Origin of the sequence: Acinetobacter sp. YT-02 (assembly GCF_002412355.1) — a bacterium.
Classification (GTDB): domain Bacteria; phylum Pseudomonadota; class Gammaproteobacteria; order Pseudomonadales; family Moraxellaceae; genus Acinetobacter; species Acinetobacter towneri.
Genome location: NZ_NOZT01000016.1, coordinates 15484 through 35301, shown reverse-complemented (window position 1 = coordinate 35301; position 19818 = coordinate 15484). Strand labels below are relative to the sequence as shown.

Annotated in this window: 17 protein-coding genes; 8 read left to right on the top strand and 9 right to left on the bottom strand. The window is 41.2% G+C overall.

Going from position 1 to position 19818, the window contains the following annotated elements:
- Positions 1-117 precede the first annotated feature (117 nt).
- From CF596_RS06305 to CF596_RS06295, 3 genes are all read left to right on the top strand, one after another.
- Positions 118-1761 (top strand): nitrite/sulfite reductase, encoded by a 1644-nt coding sequence (locus CF596_RS06305; protein WP_096901566.1) that lies wholly within the window; start codon positions 118-120, stop codon positions 1759-1761.
- Entirely contained in the window at positions 1754-2239 is a 486-nt protein-coding gene (locus CF596_RS06300) for a DUF934 domain-containing protein (RefSeq protein ID WP_004972443.1), read from the top strand. The genes CF596_RS06305 and CF596_RS06300 overlap by 8 nt, the downstream gene beginning before the upstream one ends.
- A 307-nt stretch (positions 2240-2546) precedes the next feature.
- Positions 2547-3533: a diaminopimelate dehydrogenase gene (locus CF596_RS06295; RefSeq protein ID WP_004972441.1), complete on the top strand. Its 987-nt coding sequence runs from the start codon at positions 2547-2549 to the stop codon at positions 3531-3533.
- A gap of 131 nt (positions 3534-3664) precedes the next feature.
- On the opposite strand, the gene CF596_RS06290 is transcribed toward CF596_RS06295, so the two are convergent.
- Positions 3665-4840 (bottom strand): thiolase family protein, encoded by a 1176-nt coding sequence (locus CF596_RS06290; protein ID WP_004972439.1) that lies wholly within the window; start codon positions 4838-4840, stop codon positions 3665-3667.
- A 130-nt stretch (positions 4841-4970) separates the two neighbouring features.
- Positions 4971-5489 (bottom strand): GspH/FimT family pseudopilin, encoded by a 519-nt coding sequence (locus CF596_RS06285; RefSeq protein ID WP_004972436.1) that lies wholly within the window; start codon positions 5487-5489, stop codon positions 4971-4973.
- Between the two features lie 376 nt (positions 5490-5865).
- On the opposite strand from CF596_RS06285, the gene omp38 reads away from it, so the two are divergent.
- Positions 5866-6891: an outer membrane protein Omp38 gene (omp38, locus tag CF596_RS06280; protein ID WP_096901565.1), complete on the top strand. Its 1026-nt coding sequence runs from the start codon at positions 5866-5868 to the stop codon at positions 6889-6891.
- 497 nt (positions 6892-7388) lie between these two features.
- On the opposite strand, the gene CF596_RS06275 is transcribed toward omp38, so the two are convergent.
- From CF596_RS06275 to CF596_RS06265, 3 genes are all read right to left on the bottom strand, one after another.
- Positions 7389-8852 carry an amino acid permease gene (locus CF596_RS06275; RefSeq protein WP_096901564.1) on the bottom strand — a complete coding sequence of 488 codons (1464 nt, stop codon included), beginning with the start codon at positions 8850-8852 and terminating at the stop codon, positions 7389-7391.
- Positions 8849-9886 carry a methyltransferase gene (locus CF596_RS06270; RefSeq protein WP_096901563.1) on the bottom strand — a complete coding sequence of 346 codons (1038 nt, stop codon included), beginning with the start codon at positions 9884-9886 and terminating at the stop codon, positions 8849-8851. Before CF596_RS06270 ends, CF596_RS06275 begins: the two co-directional genes overlap by 4 nt.
- A 65-nt stretch (positions 9887-9951) precedes the next feature.
- The gene (locus CF596_RS06265; protein ID WP_096901562.1) at positions 9952-11322 is read right to left on the bottom strand and encodes a uracil-xanthine permease family protein; all 1371 of its coding nucleotides are present in this window, start codon (positions 11320-11322) and stop codon (positions 9952-9954) included.
- Between the two features lie 172 nt (positions 11323-11494).
- Here CF596_RS06265 and typA point away from each other — a divergent pair, with 172 nt between their 5' ends.
- Together typA and mscL are read left to right on the top strand one after the other, a co-directional pair.
- On the top strand, positions 11495-13333 hold the full coding sequence (gene typA, locus CF596_RS06260) for a translational GTPase TypA (RefSeq protein WP_004972424.1): 1839 nt from the start codon (positions 11495-11497) through the stop codon (positions 13331-13333).
- Between the two features lie 199 nt (positions 13334-13532).
- A complete protein-coding gene (gene mscL, locus CF596_RS06255; RefSeq protein WP_004972423.1) occupies positions 13533-13967 on the top strand; it encodes a large conductance mechanosensitive channel protein MscL in 435 nt (144 codons plus the stop codon).
- Between the two features lie 91 nt (positions 13968-14058).
- On the opposite strand, the gene CF596_RS06250 is transcribed toward mscL, so the two are convergent.
- The gene (locus tag CF596_RS06250) at positions 14059-14337 is read right to left on the bottom strand and encodes a peptidylprolyl isomerase (RefSeq protein WP_096901561.1); all 279 of its coding nucleotides are present in this window, start codon (positions 14335-14337) and stop codon (positions 14059-14061) included.
- On the bottom strand, positions 14334-15194 hold the full coding sequence (gene mutM / locus CF596_RS06245) for a bifunctional DNA-formamidopyrimidine glycosylase/DNA-(apurinic or apyrimidinic site) lyase (RefSeq protein WP_004972419.1): 861 nt from the start codon (positions 15192-15194) through the stop codon (positions 14334-14336). Before mutM ends, CF596_RS06250 begins: the two co-directional genes overlap by 4 nt.
- Before the next feature lie 378 nt (positions 15195-15572).
- Between mutM and CF596_RS06240 the strand changes: the two genes are divergently transcribed.
- Positions 15573-16709 (top strand): NADH:flavin oxidoreductase/NADH oxidase, encoded by a 1137-nt coding sequence (locus CF596_RS06240; RefSeq protein WP_096901560.1) that lies wholly within the window; start codon positions 15573-15575, stop codon positions 16707-16709.
- Between the two features lie 124 nt (positions 16710-16833).
- Positions 16834-17766 (top strand): AEC family transporter, encoded by a 933-nt coding sequence (locus tag CF596_RS06235; protein WP_096901559.1) that lies wholly within the window; start codon positions 16834-16836, stop codon positions 17764-17766.
- Positions 17767-17868: 102 nt separating this feature from the next.
- On the opposite strand, the gene CF596_RS06230 is transcribed toward CF596_RS06235, so the two are convergent.
- A complete protein-coding gene (locus tag CF596_RS06230) occupies positions 17869-18675 on the bottom strand; it encodes a tetratricopeptide repeat protein (protein ID WP_026438287.1) in 807 nt (268 codons plus the stop codon).
- A gap of 190 nt (positions 18676-18865) precedes the next feature.
- A complete protein-coding gene (locus CF596_RS06225; RefSeq protein WP_004972410.1) occupies positions 18866-19588 on the bottom strand; it encodes a folate-binding protein YgfZ in 723 nt (240 codons plus the stop codon).
- Positions 19589-19818: the final 230 nt, after the last annotated feature.

Here is a 19818-nt window from a genome sequence, read left to right as displayed (position 1 = left end):
ATGTTGCAATGGCTTATCAATAAAACCGCTAAGAAATATGTAAAAAACACATTTTGTTGATAGATTGAATCTCGCTATGCTGTCAGCCGTGATAATAGAAATGACTAGCTGTACGCCATGTATTTATATACTGATTTCGATCAGCAACTGATTAATGAACGTGTTGCACAGTTCCGCGACCAAACGGAACGTTATTTAGCAGGCAAATTGACTGAGGATGAATATCGTCCATTGCGTCTGCAAAATGGTTTGTATGTACAACGCTATGCGCCAATGTTGCGTATTGCGGTGCCTTACGGTCTGATGAACTCTAAGCAATTGCGTAAAGTTGCGCAGCTTGCCAAAGACTATGACCGTGGCTATGCGCACGTATCAACACGTCAAAATATTCAGTTTAACTGGCCTGCACTGGAAAATGTGCCTGACATGCTGGCAGAGCTTGCAACCGTACAAATGCACGCAATTCAGACTTCGGGTAACTGTATTCGTAATACCACCACAGACCAGTATGCAGGTGTCGTGGCGGGCGAAATTGCTGACCCACGTCCAACCTGTGAATTAATTCGTCAGTGGTCGACTTTCCACCCTGAATTTGCCTTCTTGCCACGTAAATTCAAAATTGCGGTGTCTGCACTGGAAGAAATTGACCGTGCTGCGACTGCATTTCATGACATTGGCGTCTATATTGTTAAAAATGAAGCAGGCGAAATTGGCTATAAAATTAAAGTTGGTGGCGGCTTAGGTCGTACTCCAATTATCGGTAGCTTTATTCGTGAGTTCTTGCCACGTGAAGATTTGATTGCTTACTTAGAAGCTATTTTACGTGTTTATAACTTGCATGGTCGTCGCGACAATAAATATAAAGCACGTATCAAAATTTTGGTAAAAGCCTTAACTCCAGCAGTATTTGCAGAAAAAGTTGAAGCTGAATTTGCACATACGGTGAAAACCTTAAAAATTGATGCAGAAACTTTGCAAAAAATGGATAAAAACTTCACGCCATTTGCTTATCAAAACTATGCCGATGAAGATTTTAGCGAGCTGTTTGCGCAGTATCCAAAATTCAAGCAATGGTTCAACATCAACACCAATGCGCACAAAGTACAAGGCTATCGTATTGTCACCATTTCATTGAAACGTGCAGGTGTTGCACCGGGTGACATGACGACAGAAGAAATGAATCTGATTGCAGATTTAGCCGATCAATATACCTTTGGTGAGTTGCGTACCACGCATGAGCAAAATATTGCTTTGGTAGATGTGCCACAAAAAGACCTGTTTGCATTGTGGCAAGTGCTCGATGCCAATAACTTGGCGCGCGCGCATATTGGCTTTATTACCGATATTATTTGCTGTCCGGGTGGTGATTTCTGTTCACTTGCCAATGCCAAATCTATTCCAATTTCAGAAGCCATTTCACGCCGTTTTGATGATTTGGATACCATTTATAATCTTGGCAAACTGGATTTAAATATTTCAGGTTGTATGAACGCTTGTGGTCATCACCACGTTGGTAATATCGGGATTTTAGGTGTCGATAAAAAAGGCGCGGAATTCTACCAAATCACTTTGGGCGGGCATGCAGACCATGATGCGTCAATCGGTGATATTTTAGGGCCATCTTTTGCTGCTGAAGTGATTCCTGATGTGGTGGAAGAAATTTTAAATACCTACTTAGATTTGCGTAGTGAAGGTGAAGACTTCATCGACACTTATCGCCGTGTCGGCATTCAACCATTTAAGGAGCGCGCTTATGCTTAATACTGCACTACCTGTGCTCGCAAAAGATGGCACGATTGCAGACAATACTTATCAAGTGATTGCTGAAGATGCAGCATTACCGCAAGGTGATGTGGTGCTCAGCGTTGAACAGCTTGATCAGTTGGCACAAATTTCAGGTAAAAAAGCCCTATATTTAACGGTAGATGCTTCGCCTGAAAATCATGAATTTCCATTGGCAGAACTGGATGCAATTTTTATTGAATTTTCAGGTTTTAACGATGGCCGTGGTTATTCTTTTGCGGCATTGTTACGCCGTCAAGGCTTTCAGGGTGAACTTCGCGCAGTCGGTGATGTCTTTAAAGACGTCTTAAATTATATGAAACGTGCAGGTTTCGATACTTTCGTGATTAAAGAAGGTAAAGATGTGCAAGAAGCTGCAGCAGGTTTGGCGGACTTTACCCATCCTTATCAAGCTTCTACCGCAGTGCCAAAACCAAATTATCAAACAGGTGCGTAATATATTGATGATGGATTTCATCGAAATGTAGATAGATTTTATCGAAATATCGCGGTTCACACATTTACAAACAGCCTGCCATGTGCAGGCTTTTTGTTTGCCTTAAAATGATCAAACGGCTTGTTTTATCGCACTTCTTAATGATTTAATTTACCGCAAAGTGCTGTAGTATAAGCACGCTGATGTAGCATCGCAGTCTTATGTAGGCGTTATTTTTACATTATCAAAAATCAATCAAGACGATAATTTGATGTGATTATCCTCTGATTTATTTTTCAATTTTTTCATGATGAAGTGATTTGTCTTTATGCAAAATTCTATCCGTATTGGTATTGCTGGTTATGGCAACTTAGGTCGTGGCGTTGAAACGGCGATTCATAAAAACCCAGATTTACAATTGGTGGGTATTTTTACCCGTCGTGCGCCTGAAAGCGTTTCACCATGTTTTGCTGAAACAGCAGTGTTTCACATGGATTCATTGTCAGATTTTCAAGACAAAATTGATGTGCTGATTTTATGTGGTGGTTCAAAAGACGACTTACCACAACAAGGTCCTGTATTGGCAAGCCAATTTAATATTGTCGATAGTTTCGATACGCATGCACGTATTCCTGAATATTATGCATCTGTAGATGCACCTGCGACAGCGAACAAGAAAACTGCACTCATCTCAATTGGTTGGGATCCAGGCATGTTCTCGATTAATCGTTTATTTGGTGAAGCGTTGTTACCAGATGGTGAAACCTATACTTTTTGGGGTAAAGGTTTAAGTCAGGGTCACTCAGATGCCATTCGTCGTGTTGATGGTGTAAAAGCAGGTGTGCAATATACCATTCCATCGAATGATGCCATTGAACAAGTGCGTAGCGGTGCGCGTCCTGTATTAAGCACCAAAGATAAACATACTCGTGAATGTTATGTCGTACTTGCAGAAGGTGCCGATGCTGCTGCGGTAGAGCAAGCGATTGTGACCATGCCAGATTATTTCGCTGACTACAACACAACCGTAAATTTCATTGATGAAGCGACTTTAGCCAAAGATCACCAACGCATGCCACATGGTGGTTTTGTCATTCGCAGTGGTAATACCAGCGATGAACAAAAACAAGTGCTTGAATTCTCATTGAAGTTAGACAGCAATCCTGAGTTTACCGCGAGTATTTTGGTGGCTTATGCACGTGCTTGCTATCGTTTAAACCAAATGCAGCAATATGGTGCAAAAACTGCTTACGATGTTGCGCCAGGTTTATTGTCAATGAAATCGCCTGAACAGTTGCGTGCAGAATTGCTCTAAACTTTTTAAAGTTATAAGCAAAAAGACGAATCAATGATTCGTCTTTTTACTTTTTGAATAAAGAAGGGTTAGGGAATGACTTTATTCAATCTACCTCAATCCCTCTTTACGAAATAGGGGTTGCAAGGCACTTAAAGTAATTCAATCGCGACCGCAGTTGCTTCACCACCACCAATACAGAGAGCAGCCACACCACGCTTGCCACCTGTACGTTTAAGCGCATGAATCAAAGTTAGGATAATACGTGAACCTGTAGAACCCACAGGATGCCCAAGCGCACATGCACCACCGTTAATATTCACTTTTTCAGGATCAAGCTTGAACTCATCCATTGGGCACATGGTGACCATAGCAAAAGCTTCATTAATTTCCCATAAATCTACATCTGCAACTTGCCAAGCTGCTTTATCCAATACTTTTTGAATCGCAGCAACAGGGGCGATGGTGAACTCCGATGGATGTTGTGAATTGGTGGCATAAGCCACAATTTTCGCCAATGGTTGCAAACCTTTGCTTGCTGCATTTTCTGCAGATGTCAGGACTAAAGCCGAAGCGCCATCCGAAATTGAGCTGGCATTGGCTGCGGTAATTGTGCCATCTTTGGCAAAAGCTGGACGAAGGGTTGGGATTTTTTCAATATTGGCATTAAACGGTTGTTCGTCTTTATCGACAACCACGTCACCTTTACGTGTTGAAACATGTACAGGCACAATTTCATCGGCAAAATAGCCTTCATTTACGGCAGTTTGCGCACGTTTAAGAGAGCGAATCGCAAAATCATCCATTTGTTCACGGGTATAGCCTTTGCTATTGGCCATATCTTGTGCGAATGAGCCCATTAAACGCCCTGTTTCTGCATCTTCTAAGCCATCTAAGAACATGTGATCTTTCACATCACCGTGTCCCATGCGGTAACCCGCACGTGCTTTAGTCAGAATATAAGGTGCATTACTCATTGACTCCATACCACCAGCGACAATGATTGAGGCAGAACCTGCTTTGATTGCATCGGCTGCTTGCATGACAGCTTTCATACCAGAACCACAGAGTTTGTTGATGGTGACCGCACCTGTAGAATCTGGTAAGCCTGCTTGACGCATCGCCTGACGAGCAGGGCCTTGCTTTAAGCCTGCAGGCAGGACGCAGCCCATAATGACTTCATCGATTTCTGTTGCTTGTACCCCCGCACGTTGAATGGCCGCTTGGATACTTGCCGCACCTAATTCTGGTGCAGTCACATTGGCTAAACTGCCTTGAAAGCCACCCATTGCAGTGCGTGCACCATTTACAATAACGATATCCGTCATTTTATTCTCCCAGTTTTTTATATGTGCTTTTGTCTAGATTTAATTCCAAGCAGGAATAGATCACTTCAGCAGTATAGGCAAAAAAAGATGAGAATAAAGTGACAATATAAAGATCATTTAGACTGCTCAGTTAACATCCATTGATGTCTTCAGCTCGAGTTTGCCCCATTTTACTAAGCACCAGTCGTTTGCTCGCGACGTGAGTAGAGCAGTAAAAGAAACTACCATTCGAGCCGATCGGCAAACCTTGTTGTGCATTAAAAGTTACACTGGGTATGTTTAAAGTGCCACGCCAATCCAGAGTTCCGTATTTAAGTGCAGTTTTTTCTGTATAAAGAATGTATTCATTGTTGTCTATCTGACGATTTTTATTTCGATCAATAAAAATCATAAAACCCGTATTCCAGTTTTGCTTACTGCATTGGCTAAAGTCATGTGTTGGACAGATCACAACATTACTATGATGGGTGAAGGCATGGGAGCGTGCTATTTTCAGGCTGGACTGTAATGAATACTGAATTCGCTTGAGTTCTTGTTCTGCCATCAGCTGATGAAAATAGGGCAGGGCAATCATGACTAAAATCGCACTAATTGCTAAGGTGACGATCAATTCAAACAGCGTGAAGCCGTTTTTTCTTATATTCGACATAAGTCTATACCTGTTATTGTTATGTTTTTTTTATGATTAATTTGAGTAATTTGTTGTTTTATAGCGCTTTATTTGTTGTATAATAATTACTAAACAACTTCTCGCGAAAGTGCTAGAATAAACCGTAAGAAAGATAGGCTATTCGGACCAAATAATTGAGTAGAAAGTTACCGAATTACAACGGAAATTGTAAGTAATTTTGTCAATAATTTACTTGATTAAAATTATCAAGCACTTGGAAAAGTAAAAAAGTGTTTGTATGATTCAAAGTGACTAGCTTAAAAATAATACTGGGGTATAAGAAAGCCTATCTCAGGGTAGTCGAAAATTTAAGCTTGAGCTTGAACAACAATTGTTATCTCTGGAGGATAAATCCATGAAAATGAGTCGTATTGCATTAGCAATGCTCGTAGCTGCTCCTTTAGCTGCTGCAAACGCGGGCGTAACTATTACTCCTTTAATGCTTGGTTATACTTGGCAAGACACTAAACACAACAATGACAAGCTAACAGATGGTCCAGAATTACAGGACGATTTATTTGTTGGTGCAGCACTTGGTGTTGAACTTACTCCTTGGTTAGGTTTCGAAGCTGAATATAGCCAAGTTAAAGGTGATGTAGAAGGTCTTGGTGCGGGTGCTGAGTATAAAGCTCAAAATATTGCTGGTAACTTCTATGCAACTTCTGACTTGATCACTAAAAACTACGATAGCAAAATCAAGCCATACGTACTTTTAGGTGCTGGTCATTATAAATACTCGCCAGAAGGCTCTATTGCTGGTGAAGATATTGAAGGTACTTTAGGTAATGCGGGTGTTGGTGCGTTCTTCCGTTTGAACGATGCTTTATCTCTTCGTACAGAAGCACGTGGTACTTACCACTTTGACGAAAAGTTCTGGAACTACACAGCTTTAGCTGGTCTTAACGTTGTTCTTGGCGGTCACTTGAAGCCAGCTGCTCCTGTAGTAGAAGTTGCTCCAGTTGAAACCGTTGCTCCAGTTCAACCAGCTCCACAAGAGTTGACAGAAGATCTGAACATGGAACTTCGTGTGTTCTTTGATACCAACAAATCTAACATCAAAGATCAGTACAAGCCAGAAATCGCTAAAGTTGCTGAGAAGTTAGTTGAATATCCAAACGCTACTGCTCGCATTGAAGGTCACACTGACAACACTGGTCCACGTGCATTGAACGAACGTTTATCTTTAGCGCGTGCGAACTCTGTTAAATCTTCACTTGTAAATGAATACAATGTAGATCCAGCTCGTTTGTCTACTCAAGGTTTCGCTTGGGATCAACCGATTGCTGACAACAACACTAAAGAAGGTCGTGCTATGAACCGTCGTGTATTCGCGACGATCACTGGCAGCCGTACAGTGACTGTTGAACAACAAGCTCAATAATTTGAGTTAAGTTGAAAAAACGACTCTTCGGAGTCGTTTTTTTATACTTCTTTTTTTATGAGGTGTTTGGATTAAAGAGTGCCTGAAATAATTTACATTCAATACGTTTAAAAAATATTGTAAAAGTATGATTTTTAGAATAAAGAGTAAATAAGGTAGAGGCTGATGGTGCTTAATATTTCGGTCTGTTGACTCGTAAACTTAGTCGAATTTTTATACCAAGTTTATCGTTAATTCATTTAAAAACTCCAAAGCGTCGTCGCAGATCAAACTTTTAAAATATGGACTCGATGTCTATCAGTCGATCAAATCGTTGTTTAACGATTATAAAATCAACATTGAGCAGTTTGTGATGTGATCTCTCGCCGTATTATCAATAATGAAAGTGCTTTAAAAATAAAATTTGTCTTAAATTTACGCCATAAAAAAACAGCCAAATGTTGGCTGTTTTTAGAATCTTGGCTTCTTAAATGAAGTGAAATAGAAGAAGAACTTTTTTAGTCATGATCAGGGTGTAGTGGTTTCACATCCATATCCTGATATGCAATCAGTTTGGTTTTGTGTTTCCATTTATAGCCTAACCAAATGACCAAGAACAAAAGAATACCAATATAAGTCGATAAAACTGCGAGCCATTCACCTTCGAGAACTGCTTGGTAGTTTTGCCCTAACACGACAATTGCACACAAAATAAAGGCAAACCATGGCGCAAAAGGAAAAAATTTAGCGCGGTAATCTAAATCTTCAAGTTTGTAGCCTTGTGCCAAATAGCCTTTACGGAAGCGATAATGCGATACAGCAATTCCGAGCCAAACGATAAAACCACACATGCCTGACATATTCAGAAGCCAGTTAAATACTTGTTTTTCGCCAATAAATGTTGTTAAAAAACATAGTGCAGCGATTGCTGTTGTGGCATACAGTGCATTCATTGGGACGCCACGTGCATCTAAGCGAGCAAAAGCTTTTGGCGCACTGCCTTTGCGTGCCATATCAAATAGCATACGGGTCGATGAATACATACCCGAGTTACCAGCAGAAAGAATCGCAGTTAAAATTACTGCATTCATGACACTTGCGGCAAAGGCAAAGCCTGCCTGTTCATACAGTAAAGTAAACGGAGAGAGTGCAATGTTATCGGTAGCGGCTGCTTGAAGTAAACGTGGGTCATCATAGGCGATTAAGGTACCAATAATGAAAATACACACGATATAAAACAACAAAATACGCCAGAAGATTTGTTTAATTGCAATCGGAATTGTTTTCTTCGGATTTTTAGATTCACCCGCAGCAACCCCCACCATTTCTGTACCCTGAAATGAGAATCCTGCAATCATCGCCACACCAATTAAGGCAGATAGTCCACCTACAAATGGCGCTTCGCCTTTGCTCCAATTGGCAAATGTAGCAACATCAGGGTTGAGCATGATTTTGACAATCATAAAAATACCGATAATGATGAATGCCACAATCGCAAGTACTTTGACCAAAGAAAAGAAGAACTCAGACTCACCAAAACCTTTGACGGTTAATGCGTTAATTGCGAAAACCACCGCTAAAAATAATGCACTCCAGTAAAAGCCAGGAATATCAGGAAACCAAAATTTCATGATGAATTGCACCGCAACCAATTCAAATGCCACGGTAATGGCCCAGTTGTACCAATAGTTCCAACCTAGTGCAAAACCGAAACCACCTTCGACATATTTACTGCCATAGGTAAAGAACGCGCCTGAAGTTGGATTATGCGTTGCAAGTTCGCCTAGACTGGTCATCAAAAAATAAATCATGACGCCAATTAGGGCATACGCAAGCAAGGCGCCACCAGGACCTGCATTGGCAATGGTCGCACCTGAAGCAAGGAATAAACCTGTACCAATTGAGCCACCAATGGCGATCATGTTTAAATGACGCGCACCGAGCTTACGCTGCAGTTTTCTACTGTTGTGTGAGTCGCTCATCCTACTTCCTTTGTATTTTTCTGCGTGCTGGCAAACAGCACTTTAAAGCCTTGTTGATCTGCCTTGATTGTGCATTGACCGAAACTTTGTTCAATTAAGAGTGGATAATTCAAAAAGCGATTGGCCACAATCCAAAGTTCACCACCCGATTTCAGGTGACGACGTGAGGTTTTACACAGATTTTCACTGGCATCGTAATGTGTGTGAATGCCTTGGTGGAACGGGGGGTTACTCACGATGGCATGCAAAAATAGCGGTGCATCCTCAATGCCTGTCACGGCTTTAATTTCAAGCTGTTGTGGATTGAGCTGATTTTTTTCAAACGTCATTTGCGTTGACGCTAAAGCAAAGGCATCGACATCTAAGGCAAAAATACGATTTTCAGGGTTAAGTTTGGCTAAGTAAGCACTGATCACACCCGCACCACAGCCAAAATCTGCAATTTTCCCAGCAGTAACCTGATTCAAATAAGGCAGTAATACAGCCGTGCCAACATCCAAGTGTTTTTGGCTAAATACACCCGGCAAGGCACAAATCTGTAAATCGCCTTTAGGTGTAGCAACTGTATAGTTTTGCGCCCAATCTGCTAAGGCTTTAGTTTGAACCTTGCAGTCTAAAATCAGCTGCCATAGTTGGCAGTGGCGGGCGCTATCTAGTTTGAGTGTTTTGCCATAAGGTTGTAATTGCTTTGCAGCCCGTTCAATTCCTGCTTTCTTTTCACCGACTAAAAATACGCTGCTGCCTTGTGGGAGTTGTGCGGCAATGGTGTGAATCAGGTAATTGAGCAGTTCCTTGGATTTCGGCACAAAAATAACAGCCTGATCAAATTCACCTGCAGGCAATTCTGCACCAAAATGCACTTGCGCCTGTCGATTTTGAAAGTATTGATAGTCGTTAAAATTCCATGTCCAAACAGAAGTTTGGATTGAGTCACCCAATTCTGCGAGGAGTTGATCGGTCGGGGCATTGATCAGTAGAACGCGACCAGACAAATAGTCATATTGTCTGAGTAAAACTTCGCTTTGGGGGTTCATGGTTCTCTCTCCAATAGAAAAACACTGCCCAAGTTCAGCTCAGACAGTGTTTTTTGGACATGCAATTACTTTTTAGTTTCAGGAAGCACAATATTTAAAATGAGTGCTGCAATACCGCCTGTTGCAACGCCTGAACTGAAAATATTACGGAATAATTCAGGTAAGTGTTCCAGAATTTGTGGCACTTGTGCAACACCTAAGCCTAAGCCTAATGAAATTGCAATAATCAGTAAGGCACGACGATCTAAAGCGACACCTGAAAGAATATTGATTCCCGAAGCGGCAACGGCACCAAACATCACCATCACAGCACCACCTAGTACGGCTTGAGGCACAGCCTGAATCACACCTGCAACTGCAGGAAGTAAACCTAAAATGATGAGTAGGGCAGCAATCCAAATGCCGACATAACGGCTAGCAACACCTGTAAGTTGAATCACGCCATTATTTTGGGCAAATACCGAACTTGGAAAGGTGTTGAAAATCCCTGCCAAGAATGAGTTAGCGCCATTTACCAATACACCGCCTTTAATGCGTTGTATCCATTGTGGGCCATCGACAGGTTGATTGGAGAGTTTAGAGGTCGCGGTAATATCACCAATGGCTTCCAGTGAAGTCACCAAATAAATAAATGCCAATGGAATGAATAAGCTCCAAGAGAAATCCAGTCCAAAATGCATCGGTGTTGGAACTTGTACCAGAGGCGCATCTTTCAGACCTGAAAAGTCGAGATGACCCATCATGCCTGCCATTACATAACCAATCACCAAGGCAATTAAAATGGCAGAGCTTTTAATCCACGTGATATTGATACGGTTCAAAATAATAATAATCGCCAAGACCGTGCACGACATAATTAGGTTGTCAGTATTGGCAAAGGTATTATTGCTCATGGCTTGATAGCCACCACCCATACTGATTAAGCCTTCTTTAATTAAGGTCAAACCAATGAGAAGTACCACAATACCAGTGACCAATGGGGTAATCAGCTTTTTGACCCACGGTAAAATTTGTGAGACGCCCATTTCAATAAACGAACCAGCAATGACTACGCCAAAAATTGCCGCCATAACGGATTCAACAGGTGTGCCTGCGGCGACCATAGCAGCGCCAATACCAATAATTGGGCCAATAAAGTTAAAACTGGTGCCTTGCACAATGAGCAAACCTGCACCAAAAGGGCCGACTTTTTTACATTGTAAAAAGGTTGCAATACCTGAAATGACCAAAGACATTGACAAGATCATGTTGGTATCTTGTTTGGAAACACCTAAAGCCAAGCAAATTAAGAGACCTGGTGTGACAATTGGAACAATAATTGCCAGTAAATGCTGAAAAGCTGCTAAAAAAGCGATGAATGGTTTTGGACGGTCATTCAGACCATAGACCAAATCGAGCTGGTCTTTTGGGTGGGGAGAGTGGTTTAAATCAGACATGAGTCATAAAAAATTGCAAAAGTGGCGCTATTCTAATCGAGTTACACAGCTTTACAAAACCCAAAGCACGCCACTCATCAAAAAAAATTGTGTGTGTCAATAAAGTGTCACTATAAAACTTTAGTATTTTTCTGTATAATTTGCCCTCAAATTTATAGCGTATTGAATTTAAATGTCTGATATTAAAACTCTCCGCAACATCGCAATTATTGCGCACGTTGACCACGGAAAAACAACTCTTGTGGATAAACTTTTACAACAATCGGGCGCACTCGGTGAACGAGCGGGCGAGATTGAGCGTGTCATGGATTCAGGCGCTATTGAAAGTGAACGTGGTATTACCATTCTTGCAAAAAACACTGCAATCAAATGGTTAGACAAACGTACTGATACTGAATACCGCATTAACATTGTGGACACCCCGGGACACGCCGACTTCGGTGGCGAAGTTGAACGTGTAATGTCGATGGTGGATTGCGTACTTCTTTTGGTTGACTCACAAGAAGGCCCAATGCCACAAACACGTTTCGTAACGCAAAAAGCGTTCGCACGTGGTTTGAAGCCAATCGTGATCATCAACAAAGTAGACAAGCCAAACGCGCGTCCAGACTGGGTTATTGATCAAGTATTTGACTTGTTTGATAACTTGGGTGCAACCGATGACCAATTAGACTTCCCAATCGTATATGCATCAGGCTTACGTGGTGTTGCTGGTCCTGCGCCAGACGAATTAGCGGAAGATATGACGCCGTTATTCCAAACAATTGTAGATATCGTCGAGCCACCAGCAGTTGATGTTGATGGTCCATTCCAAATGCAAGTCTCTTCACTTGACTATAATAGTTTCGTGGGTGTGATTGGTGTGGGTCGTATTCAACGTGGTTCTGTGAAATTGAATACACCTGTAACCGTGATTGACCAAGAAGGCAAAACACGTAACGGTCGTATCTTAAAAATCATGGGTTACCACGGTTTAGAGCGTATCGACATCGAATCTGCATCTGCAGGTGACATCGTTTGTGTAACAGGCATGGACGAATTACATATTTCTGACACGATTTGTGATCCGAAAAATGTAGAAGCTTTACCGCCGCTTTCTGTAGACGAACCAACCGTATCGATGACTTTCCAAGTTAACAACTCACCTTTTGCGGGTAAAGAAGGTAAATTCGTGACTTCACGTAACATCCGTGAACGTCTTGACCGTGAATTGATTCATAACGTTGCACTTCGTGTAGAAGATACTGACAGTCCAGACCGTTTCAAAGTATCTGGTCGTGGTGAGCTTCACCTTTCTGTATTGATTGAAAACATGCGCCGTGAAGGCTTCGAAATGGGTGTATCTCGTCCGCAAGTCATCTTGAAAGAGATTGATGGCGAAATGCAAGAACCATACGAAAACGTGACTTTTGACGTAGAAGAACAGCACCAAGGCGCTGTGATGGAACAAATGGGTAACCGTAAAGGTGAGATGACCAATATGGAAGTAGACGGTAAAGGTCGTATCCGTATTGAAGCCACTGTGCCTTCACGTGGTTTAATTGGTTTCCGTTCTGAATTCATGACCATGACTTCTGGTACGGGTATCATGACGTCAAGCTTCTCACACTATGGCCCAATGAAAGCAGGTCAAGTTGCGAAACGTCAAAACGGTGTGTTGATTTCTATGGTTCAAGGTACTTGCCTTGGCTATGCATTGTTCACATTGCAGGACCGTGGTCGTCTATTTGCTAAACCTCAGTTAGAAGTTTACGAAGGTATGATCGTAGGGATTAACTCTCGTTCAGACGACATGACAGTTAACCCAACTAAAGCGAAACAGTTAACTAACGTACGTGCTTCTGGTACTGATGATGCGTTGACATTGGTACCTGCAATTGAATTCACGCTTGAACAAGCGCTTGAATTTATTGAAGATGATGAATTAGTTGAAGTAACACCTAAGTCAATCCGTATCCGTAAACGCTGGTTGACTGAAAACGAACGTAAACGTAACCGTTCTGGTAAATAAGTTTTAAAAATGATGTTGTCCTCATGCGGGGCAGCAAAATTTAAAAATGCCATCAATTTATTGATGGCATTTTTTGTTTAAAATTAGCAAACCAATATATAAAAGCAGATGATTTCCGAGTAAATTACGTGGAAATGAAGCTATAAAATTAATGTATACTTCGTCACATAAATTAAAGTCAAAAAAACTGGAGATTTAAATGAGTATTATTCAAGAGTTCCGCGAATTTGCGGTAAAAGGTAACATGATCGACTTGGCTGTCGGTGTGATTATTGGTGGGGCATTTGGTAAAATTGTTGACTCATTAGTGAAAGATATCATCATGCCATTGATTACTGTGATCACTGGCGGTGGTGTGGATTTCACACAAAAGTTCTTTGTTTTGGGCGATAACCCAAACAATTTACAGTCTTTAGATGAGTTAACCAAAGCAGGTGTAAATGTCCTGACCTATGGTAACTTCCTTACGATTTTAATTAACTTCATTATTTTGGCATGGGTGGTGTTCTTAATGGTGAAAATGATTAATCGTATGCGCCGTAAACAAGAAGAAGCAGCGCCAGAACCAGCAGCAACGCCAGAAGATATCGCGTTGCTACGTGAAATTCGTGATGAATTGAAAAAACGTCAATAATTTTTAATACGCAATCAAAACAAACGGCGCTTTATGCGCCGTTTGTTTGCACCCTATTCTCTAGGATGGAGAGGCGCTGAAGGCATAAAAATTACATCCGAAACTTTACTTCTACCAAATGAAAACCAAACTGACTTTTTACAGGTCCGTGTAGTACGCGTTCTGCTGCGGTAAACACTAATTTATCAATGACGGGTACCAATTGTCCTTTTTTGACCTCACCCAATTCCCCACCTTTTTTTCCTGAAGAGCAGGTCGAAAATTGTTTGGCAATTTTGGCAAAATCAGCACCTGATTGAATCCGCTTTTTCAGTTGTTCACAGGTTTCTTTATCTTTCACTAAAATATGACGCACAATAGCGGTTCTCATACTTTTTTACCTCGTTTGCTTGTTGCAGCTTTAGTCGAAGTGAGTACTTTTTTCAAAGGCTGACATTCAGGACAAAATACCGAGGCACGTTGGCCCAGTTTTAAATTTTCTAGTGTGGTTTCACAGTTCACACACATTTCACCTGCACGTCCATACGCCAACAAGGTTTGTTGGAAATAGCCATTTTCGCCCATCGCATTGCTGTAATCACGTAAGGTCGAACCGCCTAAATCAATCGCTTGTTTTAAAATGCGTTTGATTTCGAGCACTAGTTTTTCAATCTGTTTCAAACTGAGTGATGATGCAGGTTGTGCAGGGTGAATACCTAAATTAAACAGACTTTCCGTGGCATAAATATTGCCCACACCCACCACGACATGGTTATCCATAATTGCAACTTTGATGCCAACATTTTTGTTTTTGAGCTTCTGTGCAAGATAGTCGGGGTTAAAGGCATCACTCAACGGCTCAGGGCCAAGTGGATCTATCAGTTTGCGTTGAGAGCTTTCATTTAGCCATAAAATACAGCCAAAGCGACGTGGGTCGTGGTAGCGCAATTGTATATCTTCAAACTGAATAATCAAATGGTCGTGTTTGCGTAAATCTTCCTGCGCATCGCAAAGACGAAAACTGCCCGACATGCCTAAATGCCACAACATGCTGTCCTGTTCAAATTGCGCCAGAATGTATTTGGATCTGCGGGTCAATTGCAGTAATTTTTGTCCTGTGAGTTTATGTAGGTTTTCTGGAATGGGCCAGCGTAAATTGGCTTGACGTACTTCTACATTCAGGACTTTTTGATCAAGTAGCGGCAATAGACTAGTTTTGGTAGTTTCAACTTCTGGTAATTCTGGCATGGTACAAATTCAATCCGCTTTTAGAAATTAAGCAGGCAAGGACATACAGTAATGCGCTTAATATTGGGCATTATCCATAGAATACAAGCCATAGTGTGCTGTCGCAAAATTATTCTGTGTAAAACAAAAGCAGGCTTTGCAAAAACCATACAACACGTTATAAATAAAATACTTTTTATGTTGAGTATCTTGCATCATTTGAGTTAGTTTTAATTCAAATTTTCAGAAAATAGATTCATCCCGCCATCTTAAAAATGTAGTCTGCTTTAAAGTGGATGATTGCTTTAAACAACAATGTTGGCATGGATGAATTAACTTCAAATTATCTTTGATCAGGTTACATTTTGAGTGTAATCGCACAATATGAGGGCGTGCAGCGTGACATTACTTTTTCAGCCGATTCAATTTGGATCACTGCAACTTGCCAACAAAATTGTTATCGCCCCGATGTGTCAATATTCTGCCAATGAACAAGGTGAATTGAGCTGTTGGCATGAGCAGCAATGGGCCAATTATGCCTTGTCGGGCGCAGGGATGTGTATTGTAGAAGCCACGGCAGTGCAGGCAGAAGGACGTATTAGTTATGCAGATTTAGGCTTATGGAATGACATGCAGCGTGCGCAGATGAAAGCACTATTGCATAAAGTTAAAAGTTTATCGCCTATGCCATTTGCTGTGCAGTTGGCACATGCGGGTCGTAAAGCTTCAACTGATAAACCGTGGCAGGACAAAGGACAGTTTGCTCCGAATGAAGAACATGGCTGGCAGACGGTATCGGCCAGTGGGTTGCCATTTCAATCGCACGAACATCCACCGCATGCTTTAACGCAAGATGAAATTCAACAGGTCATTGCAGACTTTGCCAGCGCCGCAGTACGAGCGGTGGATGCAGGTTTTGACTTAATCGAAATTCATGCCGCACATGGCTATTTATTGCATCAATTTATGTCGCCATTGTCTAATCACCGCCAAGATGAATATGGCGGCAGTTTGGAAAATCGGATTCGCCTTACATTGGAAGTATTTCAGGCGATTCAAAATGCTGTACCAAAAGGCTATCCAATTGGCGTGCGAATTTCTGCAACAGACTGGATGGATGATGCAGAAGGTTGGAATGTGGAATCTTCTGTGGGTTTGGCAAAGGCACTAGAGCATTTAGGTGCGGCTTATATTCACGTGTCTAGCGGCGGTTTGCATGTCGATCAAAAAATTGATGTGCATGCGGGTTATCAAACGCCTTTTGCTCATGCAATTAAGCAAGCTGTAAAAATTCCTGTAATTGCGGTGGGTTTGATTACTGAACCGATGCAGGCAGAAGGTATTTTGCAATATGAACAAGCCGATGCAATTGCAATAGCACGTGCCATTTTATATGACCCACGTTGGCCATGGCATGCTGCGGCAGAGTTGGGCGAAAAAATTGATATTGCCCCGCAATATTTACGATGTCAGCCGCATGGGTTCCGTAGTTTATTTGTGCCGTTTAAACTCGCAGATATGGATGTAGAATCCTAATATTTTACCTGCTTAAAATAAGTGAAACTTAAACTATTTTGCCGTGCTTTATAGGGAGATTCGGTGTAAGGTAAATCAGTAAAAACCATGTCGATTATGGGCAACACTGAAAAAGGATGACAGGGTGTTACTGAGTATTTTATTTCCCATTTGTACCGTAGTACTGTTGGGATATTTTGCCGTCAGAAGCCAATTTATTGAGACCAGTGCGATTCAGTTTCTAGGTCAATTTGTCATGAAAGTGGCGTTGCCTGCATTTCTATTGCAGGCATTGGCCAGTAAAAGTTTGTCAGAAATCTGGCATCCCGCTTATTTTTTAGGTTACGGTGGCGGTTCTATTCTACTGTTTATCTTTGCCTTTTTACTGTATCGGCATTATTTTAATTCAAACTTAACCCATGCCAGTGTCTTGGCAATGGGTGCATCAATGTCAAATACAGGGTTTATTGGCACTGCTATTTTGACTTTGTTGATTGGCAGTCAATCGGCAATTTATTTGTCTTTAACTTTAATTGTCGAAAATTTAATTATTGTGGCATTGATGCTGATTTTGGCAGAACGAGGGCTACAATCTTCAGCGAAATCAGGTTGGCAGGTGTATGCCGAAACTGTGCAGCGTTTACTGAAAAATCCAGTAATTTTATCTATTTTATTGGGTATGCTGTGCGTATTGTTGAATTTCAAACTGCCGCAAGCTATTGCACAAGTGCTGGAAATGTTGGGCAAAACTGCTTCACCTTTGGCTTTATTTGTGATTGGTGGAAGTTTGGTCGGCATGCAAATCAAGTCGGTGAATTTGCAAAGTATTGTTTTGGTTGCATTCAAAGTATTGCTGATGCCACTCACGATTTTTGGAATTTTATGGGCATTAGATGTGAACCGAGAAATGCTATTTGTCGGGACTTTGCTTGCGGCTTTACCAATGCCAATTGCCTTTGGTATTTTCGGGCAGCACTATGGTTTACATGAAAAAGCCTTAGCCCCCTTGGTGTTGAGTACAGTTTTTGGTTTTGTGATGGTGGCGATTTTATTGACACAATCGGGTAAGTATTTATAGCATCGGTATCGAAGTGCTCAAATCATAAAAAAAGTCTGTACCATGCTGATACAGACTTTTTTAAAAATTTCTCTGATTAATAGCTTTTATAAAGAAACTATCTTAACTTTTCTTAGCGGTTGCCTTGTTGGAAGCTTTGGCTTGATCTGCCATCATTTTTTCAACCACAGCCAATGATTCTTTGGCTTGCGCTACATTTTCCTGTGCCAGTGAGGCAAAAATCTTTTTCGCTTCAGGCAAGTTTTGCGGCACGATATTGCCATTCACAAACATATTGCCCACTGCCATGAGTGCAGGAATATAACCCTTTTGCGCCAAGTTTTGAATGCTTTGCAGCCCTTGCTTAATTGGTGCTTCATCTTTGTTTTTAAAGCCTGTGCTAATTTCGTACAAGGCTTTTGCATGTATGGCTTGATAATGATCTTTGGCAATTAAAGGTTGTAATAGTTTTAAACCTTTTTGGTCAGATGCTGCCGTATTTTCCGAGAAATATAAAACGGCTAAATCGACTGTGGCATCATTAAAACCCTGATTGGATGCCGTCTGTAAATATTGTTTGGCTTTTGCAGCATCCTGTTTTAAACCCAGTGCGCCAGTAAGATAGTTTTTGCCTAAAACATAACTCGCAACAGGGTAGCCTTTTTGGGCAGATTGCTCATACAACTGAATGGCTTTCTTTTCATTTTTTGCTGTGCCTTGTCCAGTTTGTGTCAAATAGCCTAAGTTATACATGGCTTGCGCATTGCCTGTTTTGGCAAGCTTTTCTAATTCCTGATAGGCATCTTTAACCTTGTTGGCTTGCATTAATTGTTCAATTTTGGCAAAAGCAGGATCGGTTGGAATGTTGCTATTTGCCATACTGATGCTGCTAGATAGGGCGATTGCACCCGCAATGAGTAGTTTTTTCATCATTTGAGTTGTACCTTGTTCTCTTTTACACATTATTCCGTTGATGTGCGTTTTGTTTTTACAGTGGTGCATTCATCATAAGTTGAAAAGTGTGAATGTAAATATAAAAAATGTGTACGAATGCTTTTTTTTTCATTGTCATTTGAAGGGAATCTTGCGACTCCCTTAACCTGAGCGGGTGGAATCTATTTTATTGCGGACGTGCAACATCGCCATTCAAATGTTCAGGCAAAGCCAATACTTGTACAGCTAACTCTTCCAAAGCACTTGGTTTGGCAACCACCAACGCTTTAAAACCTTCTGCAGTCGCTATGCTATTCACCACTTCCACATCATTATTCAGTTTGGCGGCAGGTGCAGGTGCTTCGCCTGAACCCTGAATTAAATGCAACCAATGTTTTGGTTTGGCTTTAAACCATAAACGTGCCACGACTTCCTGACCCAAATAACAGCCTTTGTCATAATGCACGCCATCTCGTTGATGCAAACGCAATTCCTGCGGTTGAAACACTTCTGCTGTTGAGGCTTGAATCCATGCCTGACCTGTTTCAATCGCTTGTAGTTGCCATGCGTTTAAATCAGTCACTTCAGCTGAAAATTCAGTTTGATTGCCCTGAATGGTTGGGTAAACCGTACCGATGGTTTCAAGCTGCATTTTTGAAAATGCACCAAACTTTTTAATGTGTTTGGCTAAATCTTCGGCTTGGTCGGCTGTGCTGATGATTTCAAAACATTCGGACGAGATTTTTTTAAGCCAGAAGCCAAACTGAACGCGTCCTTTTAAACTGCAAATTGCGGTATAACAGGTTGTATTTTCAGCTAATGTTTCGACATTGACTGTTACCTGACCTTGCAGGAATTTTTGTGCATCGACACCGTTTAAACTTAAAGCACTGAAAGCTAAATCGCGCATGAATAACCTTTCACATTGAAATCTAAGACTAAAGAATGAGGTCAATTTTGCGCTATTTTTCAAAAAAAAGCATTTTTAGGGCAAGAATTTTACTCAAAATGTAATTAAATGTTTCAAAAACCCCTGTTTTTATATTTAAGTGTATGAAATATATAGGATTTGGGAAATGGGTTTTTGGCAGCGTACAATGCTTTCGACGGGTGGAAACAATCATCCCATAAGATGTTGAG

Coding starts and splice junctions, on each gene's coding strand:
- CF596_RS06300 (WP_004972443.1), top strand. CDS start 1,754: ATGCTTAATACTGCACTACCTGTGCTCGCAAAAGATGGCACGATTGCA.
- CF596_RS06305 (WP_096901566.1), top strand. CDS start 118: ATGTATTTATATACTGATTTCGATCAGCAACTGATTAATGAACGTGTT.
- omp38 (WP_096901565.1), top strand. CDS start 5,866: ATGAAAATGAGTCGTATTGCATTAGCAATGCTCGTAGCTGCTCCTTTA.
- mscL (WP_004972423.1), top strand. CDS start 13,533: ATGAGTATTATTCAAGAGTTCCGCGAATTTGCGGTAAAAGGTAACATG.
- mutM (WP_004972419.1), bottom strand. CDS start 15,194: ATGCCAGAATTACCAGAAGTTGAAACTACCAAAACTAGTCTATTGCCG.
- CF596_RS06285 (WP_004972436.1), bottom strand. CDS start 5,489: ATGTCGAATATAAGAAAAAACGGCTTCACGCTGTTTGAATTGATCGTC.
- CF596_RS06270 (WP_096901563.1), bottom strand. CDS start 9,886: ATGAACCCCCAAAGCGAAGTTTTACTCAGACAATATGACTATTTGTCT.
- CF596_RS06275 (WP_096901564.1), bottom strand. CDS start 8,852: ATGAGCGACTCACACAACAGTAGAAAACTGCAGCGTAAGCTCGGTGCG.
- CF596_RS06295 (WP_004972441.1), top strand. CDS start 2,547: ATGCAAAATTCTATCCGTATTGGTATTGCTGGTTATGGCAACTTAGGT.
- CF596_RS06265 (WP_096901562.1), bottom strand. CDS start 11,322: ATGTCTGATTTAAACCACTCTCCCCACCCAAAAGACCAGCTCGATTTG.
- CF596_RS06290 (WP_004972439.1), bottom strand. CDS start 4,840: ATGACGGATATCGTTATTGTAAATGGTGCACGCACTGCAATGGGTGGC.
- typA (WP_004972424.1), top strand. CDS start 11,495: ATGTCTGATATTAAAACTCTCCGCAACATCGCAATTATTGCGCACGTT.
- CF596_RS06250 (WP_096901561.1), bottom strand. CDS start 14,337: ATGAGAACCGCTATTGTGCGTCATATTTTAGTGAAAGATAAAGAAACC.
- CF596_RS06230 (WP_026438287.1), bottom strand. CDS start 18,675: ATGAAAAAACTACTCATTGCGGGTGCAATCGCCCTATCTAGCAGCATC.
- CF596_RS06225 (WP_004972410.1), bottom strand. CDS start 19,588: ATGCGCGATTTAGCTTTCAGTGCTTTAAGTTTAAACGGTGTCGATGCA.